Below are 8067 nucleotides of genomic sequence, written 5' to 3'. Positions count from 1 at the left end.
AACGGTGACGTGGTGCTCCGGCGCCGCTGTGTGCTTCGGCACTGTCGCGCTGCCGATCGCCGGGAGCGACGTGGCGGGCGAGGGGGTGCGGCTAGCATGACCGGGGCAGTGGTGGGCGGCGCGAAGGCGGCCGCCATCGGCAGACAACCGACAGGAGGGCGGGTCGTGGTGCAGAAAGCGAAGATCCTCCTGGTCGACGACCGGCCGGAGAACCTGCTGGCGCTGGAGGCGATCCTCTCCGCGCTCGACCAGACGCTGGTCCGGGCCGCGTCCGGTGAGGAGGCGCTCAAGGCGCTGCTCACCGACGACTTCGCGGTGATCCTGCTTGACGTCCAGATGCCCGGCATGGACGGCTTCGAGACCGCCTCGCACATCAAGCGGCGGGAGCGGACGCGGGACATCCCGATCATCTTCCTGACCGCGATCAACCACGGTCCGCACCACACCTTCCGCGGCTACGCGGCCGGCGCGGTCGACTACATCTCCAAGCCCTTCGACCCCTGGGTGCTGCGGGCCAAGGTCTCGGTCTTCGTCGACCTCTACGTGAAGAACTGCCAGCTCAAGGAGCAGGCCGCGCTGCTCCGCCTCCAGCTGGAGGCCGGCGAGACCCCGGTGCTCGGCGAGCTCTCCGCCCGTCTCGCCGCGGTCGAGGAGCAGGCCGAAGCCCTGGCCAAGCAACTCGACGGCACGGCCGACACCGCGGTCGCGGCCACCGCGGCCAACCTGGAACGCAAGCTCGCCGGCCTCCGCAAGGCCCTCGACGCCCTGCGGCCAGGCGCCGCCTAGCTCGCTCACAGGCGCTCGGGCGACTGCGAGGAGATCTGGCGTCCGGGTCACTGCCGAAGTGCCTGACCACCCACGTCCGGTGAACGCTCCAGAGGCTGGCGTCGCCGTTCCCCGAGCCCCTGGGTCGTGCAACCGAGCGCCTGCGAAAAGGCTGGGGGCGTGCGCGGAGCGGTGTGCGCCCTGAGTGTGCGTCAGGAACGGGGCCGGACACACCGGGAGAGTCGCTCACATGTCCAGTCGCCCCGCCCCCCGGTAGGCTGCTGTCCCATGGCCACACGTACGCCCGGCGCGGCAGCGCGCACCCCGAAGCCCGGGCCGGCCAAGAAGGCCCCGGCCAAGAAGGCGCCCGCGAAGAAGGCGGCGGCCCCGGCGGCGAAGAAGGCCCCGGCCAGGAAGGCGGCGGCCAGGCCGCCCGCCGCTCCGCCGCCGCCCCCGCCGAAGCCGATACTCTTCCGCGCCGTCCGCGCCGTCTGGCTGGGCCTGGCGCACGCCGTCGGCGCCCTGTTCCGGGGCTTCGGCGACGGCGCGAAGAACCTGCCCCCGGCGCACCGCAAGGACGGCGTCGCGCTCCTGCTGCTCGCGCTCGCGCTGGTGACCGCCGCCGGGACGTGGTTCAGCCCGCAGGGGTGGCTCGGCGAGGCGGCGATCGCCGTGGTGTCGGGGCTGTTCGGCCGGGTCGACGTACTGGTCCCGTTCCTGCTGGCGGCGGTCGCCGTCCGGCTGATGCGGCACCCCGAACTCCCGGAGGCGAACGGCCGGATCGCGGTCGGGCTGAGCGCGCTGGTGGTCGGCGTGCTCGGGCTGGTGCACATCGGCTGCGGCGCACCGAGCATGGGCAGCGGCGCGACCCGGATGCGGGCGGCCGGCGGAATCGTCGGCTGGGCCGCGTCCACCCCGATGATGGCCGCCGCCGGACCGCCGCTGGCCGTGCCGCTGCTGCTGCTGGTCGCCTTCTTCGGCCTGCTGGTGGTCACCGCGACCCCGGTCAACAAGATTCCCGAGCGGCTGCGCGGCCTGGGTCAGAAGCTCGGCGTGGTCGAGGGCCCGGCGGACCAGGACGATCCGGAGCACGAGCGCGAGTACTCCACCGCGCCGCCCGAGGACGCCGACCCGGACGCGCTGCCGTACACCGTGGAGGCCCCCGAGGACGAGATCGGCGCCCGGCGCCGCCGGCGGCGCAGGAAGTCCGAGGAGCCCGCGCCGGAGCCGCTGACGGAGGACCAGGACCCGTACCAGACCAGGGACATCGCGGCCGGGGTGGCCGCCGACCTGGACGGTGCGCTGCTCTACGGCGTGCCCGCCTCCCCGGCGGTGGCGAGCATGCTGCACCAGGTCAAGGACAACACCGCCCCGCCCGAGGAGCTCGCGGTGCCGGCCGCCCGCGCCTCCGACGCCCCGCACGGCCACGGCGAGGCCCCGGCCCGGATGGAGCAGCTCCAGCTGGCCGGGGACATCAGCTACGCGCTGCCCTCGCTGGACCTGCTGGAGCGCGGCGCCCCCGGCAAGGCCCGCAGCGCACTGAACGACGAGGTGGTGGCCCAGCTCAGCGGCGTGTTCACCGAGTTCAAGGTGGACGCCAAGGTTACCGGCTTCACCCGGGGCCCGACGGTCACCCGGTACGAGGTCGAGCTCGGCCCGGCCGTGAAGGTGGAGCGGATCACCGCGCTGGCGAAGAACATCGCCTACGCGGTGGCCAGCGCGGACGTCCGGATCATCAGCCCGATCCCCGGCAAGTCGGCGGTTGGCGTGGAGATCCCGAACCGGGACCGCGAGATGGTCAACCTGGGCGACCTGCTCCGCTCGCGCACGGCCGCCGAGGACATGCACCCGCTGATGGTCGGCATGGGCAAAGACGTCGAGGGCCACACCGTGATGGCCAACCTGGCGAAGATGCCGCACATCCTGGTGGCCGGCGCCACCGGCGCGGGCAAGTCCTCCTGCATCAACTGCCTGATCACCTCGGTGCTGGTGCGCTCCACCCCGGACGAGGTGCGGATGGTGCTGGTCGACCCCAAGCGGGTCGAGCTGACCGCGTACGAGGGCATCCCGCACCTGATCACGCCGATCATCACCAACCCGAAGAAGGCGGCCGAGGCGCTGCAGTGGGTCGTGCGCGAGATGGACATGCGCTACGACGACCTGGCGGCGTTCGGCTTCCGGCACGTGGACGACTTCAACGCGGCGGTGAAGGCCGGCACCCTGAAGCCGCCGCTGGGCAGCGAGCGGGAGCTGACGCCCTATCCGTACCTGCTGGTGATCGTCGACGAGCTGGCCGACCTGATGATGGTCGCCCCGCGCGACGTTGAGGACTCGGTGGTCCGGATCACCCAGCTGGCCCGGGCGGCGGGCATCCACCTGGTGCTGGCCACCCAGCGGCCCTCGGTGGACGTGGTGACCGGTCTGATCAAGGCCAACGTGCCGTCCCGGCTGGCCTTCGCGACCTCCGCGATGATGGACTCCCGGGTCATCCTGGACCAGCCCGGTGCGGAGAAGCTGATCGGCAAGGGCGACGCGCTGTTCCTGCCGATGGGCTCCTCCAAGCCGGTCCGGATGCAGGGCGCCTTCGTCACCGAGGCGGAGATCGCCAGGGTGGTCCAGCACTGCAAGGACCAGCTGACGGCCCGTTACCGCGAGGACGTGGTGGTCGGCGGCGGCCCGAAGAAGGAGATCGACGAGGACATCGGCGACGACCTCGACCTGCTGGTCCAGGCGGTCGAGCTGGTGGTCTCCACCCAGTTCGGTTCCACCTCGATGCTCCAGCGCAAGCTCCGGGTCGGCTTCGCCAAGGCGGGCCGGCTGATGGACCTGATGGAGTCGCGTGACATCGTCGGTCCGAGCGAAGGTTCGAAGGCGCGGGACGTGCTCGTCAAGCCGGACGAACTCGACGCCGTCCTGCTCACACTGAGAGGGTGACGTCGTCCTCTCCTCACTCGTTCGGAGGAGGGGAACCGTCGGCCGAACGGGTACGTCCCACCGTGCACGGCACCCCGATCCGGCTGACCAGGTGTCAGCAGGGGCGGTCGGTGCCGCACGTTCGGGCCTCTCCGCTTGAGAAAGCCTCCCGGCCCACCCCTAGACTGTCTTCTCAGCAGGTGGCCAACGCTCGAAAGGCGCGCCCAGTGACCATCGGCAAGTCCTCGCCCCGCGACAACCGCCGGTCCTCCGCCCCCGACCCCCAGGCCGGGCCGCAGGCCGCCCCGGAGCCGGTGGTCGAGCTGCCCGCGATCGGCCGGGTGCTCGCCGACGCCCGTCGGCAGGCCGGGCTGACCATCGATCAGGTCAGTGGCGACACCCGGGTCCGGGTGCCGATCCTGCACGCCATCGAGGAGGACGACTACCCCCGCTGCGGCGGCGACTTCTACGCCCGGGGCCACATCCGGGCGTTCGCCAAGGCGGTCGGGGTGGACGGCGAGGCGCTGGTCGCCCGGTACGACGCCGCGCACGGGGGCGCCCCGACGGCGCAGCGGCCGACCCAGCTGCTGGACACCGGCCCGATCAAGGTCACCGATCACCGCCGTCCGAACTGGACGGCCGCCATGGTGGCCGCGATCGTCGCGGTGGTCGCGCTGATCGGCTTCAACCTGTTCTCCGGCGAGAAGACCGTCACCACCGCGGGCTCGGCCAGCGCCCCGCTGCCCACCGCCTCGGCGCCCGCCTCGCCCTCCGTGCAGCCCCCGGCGCCCGCGCCGAGCGTCCAGGCGATCGCGGCCGCCCCGGCCGACAAGGTCACCGTCAAGCTGGTCGCCGAGGGCGGCACCAGCTGGGTCACCGCGACCGACGGCGCCGGGAAGTCGCTGTTCCAGAACAACCTGGAGCAGGGCGGCGCACAGACCTTCACCGACCCCAAGCAGATCAAACTGGTGATCGGCAACGCGGGCGCCGTACACCTGTACGTCAACGGCAAGGACCTCGGCCCGGCCGGCCAGGACGGTCAGGTCAAGCACCTGACCTACACCCCCGGCGACCCCCAGGCCGGTTGAGGCCCCCGACCGACCGAAGGGCCTCTTCACAACAATCCGCCCTTGATCCGGCGCGCGCGGACTCCGGGGCGAACGGCACCGGGGGCCGCGCGTTAACCTTGTCCCTATGCCTGAACGCCGTACTGTCGCCCTTGTCACGCTCGGATGCGCCCGCAACGAGGTGGACTCCGAGGAACTCGCCGGGCGACTGGAGGCGGACGGCTGGCTGCTGGTCGAGGACGCCGCCGACGCCGACGTCGCCGTGGTCAACACCTGCGGGTTCGTCGAAGCCGCCAAGAAGGACTCCGTCGACGCCCTGCTGGAGGCCAACGACCTCAAGGGTCACGGCCGGACCCAGGCCGTGGTCGCGGTCGGCTGCATGGCCGAGCGCTACGGCAAGGAGCTCGCCGACGCGCTGCCCGAGGCGGACGGGGTGCTCGGTTTCGACGACTACACCGACATCTCCAGCCGGCTCCAGACCATCCTGTCCGGCGGCAACATCGAGGCCCACAAGCCCCGGGACCGCCGCACGCTGCTCCCGCTCACCCCGGTGGCCCGGCAGGCCGCGGCCGCCCAGGTGGCGCTGCCCGGCCACGGTGCCCCCGCGGACCTGCCCGAGGGCGTCGCCCCGGCGTCCGGCCCGCGCACCCTGCGCAAGCGCCTGGACGACAGCCCGGTCGCCTCGGTCAAGCTGGCCTCCGGCTGCGACCGGCGGTGCTCGTTCTGCGCCATCCCCGCCTTCCGCGGCTCGTTCATCTCCCGCCGCCCGTCCGACGTGCTGGGCGAGGCCCAGTGGCTGGCCGAGCAGGGCGTCACCGAGACGGTGCTGGTCAGCGAGAACAACACCTCGTACGGCAAGGACCTGGGCGACATCCGCCTGCTGGAGACGCTGCTGAGCGAGATCGCCGCCGTGGACGGCATCCGCCGGGTCCGGGTCAGCTACCTGCAGCCCGCCGAGATGCGCCCCGGCCTGATCGACACGATGACCACCACCCCCGGCGTGGTGCCGTACTTCGACCTGTCCTTCCAGCACTCGGCCCCGGCCGTGCTGCGGAGGATGCGCCGCTTCGGCAACACCGAGCAGTTCCTCGAGCTGCTCGCCACCATCCGCTCCAAGGCCCCGCAGGCCGGTGCCCGGTCCAACTTCATCGTCGGCTTCCCCGGCGAGAGCGAGCAGGACTTCGCCGAGCTGGAGCGCTTCGTCACCGAGGCCGGCCTGGACGCGATCGGGGTCTTCGGCTACTCCGACGAGGACGGCACCGAGGCCGCGACCTTCGACGGCAAGCTGCCCGAGGACGTGGTGGCGGACCGGCTGGCCAGGCTCACCAAGCTGGCCGAGGAGATGACCGCCCAGCGCGCCGAGCAGCGGATCGGCACCGAGGTCGAGGTGCTGGTCGAGTCGGTCGAGGACGGCGTGGTCGAGGGCCGGGCGGCCCACCAGGCCCCGGAGACCGACGGTCTGACCACCCTGCTGGGCGCCGACGACGCGGAGATCGGCCAGTACTACCGGGCCACCGTGGTCGGCACCGAGGGCGTCGACCTGGTGGCCGAGGCGCTGGAGCGCGTGGGGGTCGAGGCATGACCAGAGGGCCAGGCGCCTCCGCCCCGGCCCAGCCGACGGGCGCCACGGACACGCCGCCCGTCCCCTCCCTGTGGAACATCGCCAACGTGCTGACCATGATCCGGCTGCTGCTGGTCCCGGTCTTCGTGCTGCTGCTGTTCGCCGACGGGGGTCACGACCCCAAGTGGCGCTCGGTCGCCTGGGCCTCGTTCGCGATCGCGATGATCACCGACCTGTTCGACGGCGAGCTGGCCCGGCGCAAGGGCCTGGTCACCGACTTCGGCAAGATCGCCGACCCGATCGCCGACAAGGCCATCATGGGCGCCGCCCTGATCAGCCTGTCGATCCTCGGCGACCTGCCCTGGTGGGTCACCGTGGTGATCCTGGCCCGCGAGCTCGGCATCACCCTGATGCGGTTCTGGGTGATCCGCTACGGCGTCATCCCGGCCAGCCGGGGCGGCAAGCTCAAGACCCTCACCCAGGGCATCGCGATCGGCATGTACGTGCTGGAGCTGACCGGCTGGCTGGCCACCGGTCGGGCGCTGCTGATGGGCCTGGCGGTGCTGCTCACGCTCGGCACCGGGCTGGACTACGTCCGGCAGGCGATCGTGCTGCGCCGGGCCGGGCAGGCGAAGGAAGCCGGGTGACCGCCGCCCGGCCCGCCGCCGACCTGCACCGGGCGCTCCGCGACCGGGGCGCCACGCTGGCCGTCGCCGAGTCGCTGACCGGCGGTCTGCTGTCGGCCGCCCTGGTCGACGTCCCGGGGGCCTCGGCCACCTACCGGGGCGGCGTGACCGCGTACGCCACCGAGCTCAAGGCCGGGCTGCTGGGCGTGGACGAGGGCCTGCTCGCGGTGCACGGCCCGGTCCACCCCGTGGTGGCCCGGCAGATGGCCCAGGGCGTCCGGCGGCTGCTCGGCGCCGACTACGGCCTGGCCACCACCGGCGTGGCCGGTCCGGCGGAGCAGGACGGCCGTCCGGTCGGCACCGTCCACCTCGGCTGGGCCGGACCCGACGAAGCAGGGACGGATTCGCTCCTGTTGTCAGGAACACGTGAAACAATCCGGCAGGACACCGTGCAGGCGGCCCTGCAGCTGATGCTGGGTCACCTAGCGCGTTGAGCCCGTCCTGTGCTGAGCTTTCGGCGAAAAAGCCGTTGAACCACCCGGCGCGGCAGCAGGATCGTGTTACATCGGATACCCCGGATGGGCAGTAGTCAGGTAGTCGGGCGGGGAACAATCAGGGGAGGGGGCAGCATTGCAGCCCAGAGTGAACACGACCATGGTCCCCGCACGCGATGCGGACAAGGCGGTACGGTGGGGGCGTGACATCTCGATCCGCAGTCCGAGGAGGGAGGCACCGATGATCCTGCTCCGTCGCCTACTGGGCGATGTACTGCGTCGGCAGCGCCAACGCCAGGGCCGCACACTTCGCGAGGTGTCGGCAGCCGCCAGGGTTTCGCTCGGTTACCTCTCCGAGGTCGAGCGGGGGCAGAAGGAGGCGTCCTCCGAGCTGCTCTCCGCCATCTGCGACGCGTTGGACGTCCGGATGTCCGAGGTGATGCGCGAGGTCAGCGACGAGCTGTCGCTCGCCGAACTTGCGGCGATGGCCACTCTCTCGGAGGGTGAGCTGCTGAGGCCGGTACTCGAACCGGTTCAGCTGCCGGCTCCCGGTGTCGACCGGATGAGCTCCATCTCGCCCAAGGCCGCCGCCGTGGACGTGGTGGCAGCCTGACCCCCGGCCTCCGATCTGGAGGCTGCGA

7 protein-coding genes are annotated in these 8067 nt (G+C 72.0%); all 7 read left to right on the top strand.

Annotation, left to right across the window (positions count from 1 at the left end; all coding sequences use genetic code 11):
- The first annotated feature begins 165 nt into the window (after positions 1–165).
- The 7 genes from ACIRPK_RS34480 (at position 166) to ACIRPK_RS34450 (ending at position 8039) form a co-directional block, all read left to right on the top strand.
- A complete protein-coding gene (locus ACIRPK_RS34480) occupies positions 166–786 on the top strand; it encodes a two-component system response regulator (protein ID WP_403046259.1) in 621 nt (206 codons plus the stop codon).
- Positions 787–1053: 267 nt separating this feature from the next.
- On the top strand, positions 1054–3699 hold the full coding sequence (locus ACIRPK_RS34475; protein ID WP_403046257.1) for a DNA translocase FtsK: 2646 nt from the start codon (positions 1054–1056) through the stop codon (positions 3697–3699).
- Positions 3700–3905: 206 nt separating this feature from the next.
- Positions 3906–4766 carry a helix-turn-helix domain-containing protein gene (locus ACIRPK_RS34470; protein WP_403046254.1) on the top strand — a complete coding sequence of 287 codons (861 nt, stop codon included), beginning with the start codon at positions 3906–3908 and terminating at the stop codon, positions 4764–4766.
- A 106-nt stretch (positions 4767–4872) separates the two neighbouring features.
- The gene (rimO, locus tag ACIRPK_RS34465; protein WP_403046252.1) at positions 4873–6327 is read left to right on the top strand and encodes a 30S ribosomal protein S12 methylthiotransferase RimO; all 1455 of its coding nucleotides are present in this window, start codon (positions 4873–4875) and stop codon (positions 6325–6327) included.
- Positions 6324–6953 (top strand): CDP-diacylglycerol--glycerol-3-phosphate 3-phosphatidyltransferase, encoded by a 630-nt coding sequence (gene pgsA / locus ACIRPK_RS34460; protein WP_403046250.1) that lies wholly within the window; start codon positions 6324–6326, stop codon positions 6951–6953. Before rimO ends, pgsA begins: the two co-directional genes overlap by 4 nt.
- Complete coding sequence (locus ACIRPK_RS34455; RefSeq protein WP_403046247.1) at positions 6950–7426, top strand: CinA family protein; 477 nt, start codon at positions 6950–6952, stop codon at positions 7424–7426. Before pgsA ends, ACIRPK_RS34455 begins: the two co-directional genes overlap by 4 nt.
- Positions 7427–7667: 241 nt before the next feature.
- On the top strand, positions 7668–8039 hold the full coding sequence (locus ACIRPK_RS34450; protein WP_057229461.1) for a helix-turn-helix domain-containing protein: 372 nt from the start codon (positions 7668–7670) through the stop codon (positions 8037–8039).
- The last annotated feature ends 28 nt before the right edge of the window (positions 8040–8067 follow it).

The organism is Kitasatospora sp. NPDC101801, from assembly GCF_044766665.1.
Lineage (GTDB): Bacteria > Actinomycetota > Actinomycetes > Streptomycetales > Streptomycetaceae > Kitasatospora.
Note: the sequence above shows the minus strand (reverse complement) of the source record. Positions and strands in the feature narration are given on the sequence as shown.

Bases quoted from the DNA above. Each gene is read 5' to 3' on its own strand.
- ACIRPK_RS34475 (WP_403046257.1), top strand. From the start codon at position 1,054: ATGGCCACACGTACGCCCGGCGCGGCAGCGCGCACCCCGAAGCCCGGG.
- rimO (WP_403046252.1), top strand. From the start codon at position 4,873: ATGCCTGAACGCCGTACTGTCGCCCTTGTCACGCTCGGATGCGCCCGC.
- pgsA (WP_403046250.1), top strand. From the start codon at position 6,324: ATGACCAGAGGGCCAGGCGCCTCCGCCCCGGCCCAGCCGACGGGCGCC.
- ACIRPK_RS34450 (WP_057229461.1), top strand. From the start codon at position 7,668: ATGATCCTGCTCCGTCGCCTACTGGGCGATGTACTGCGTCGGCAGCGC.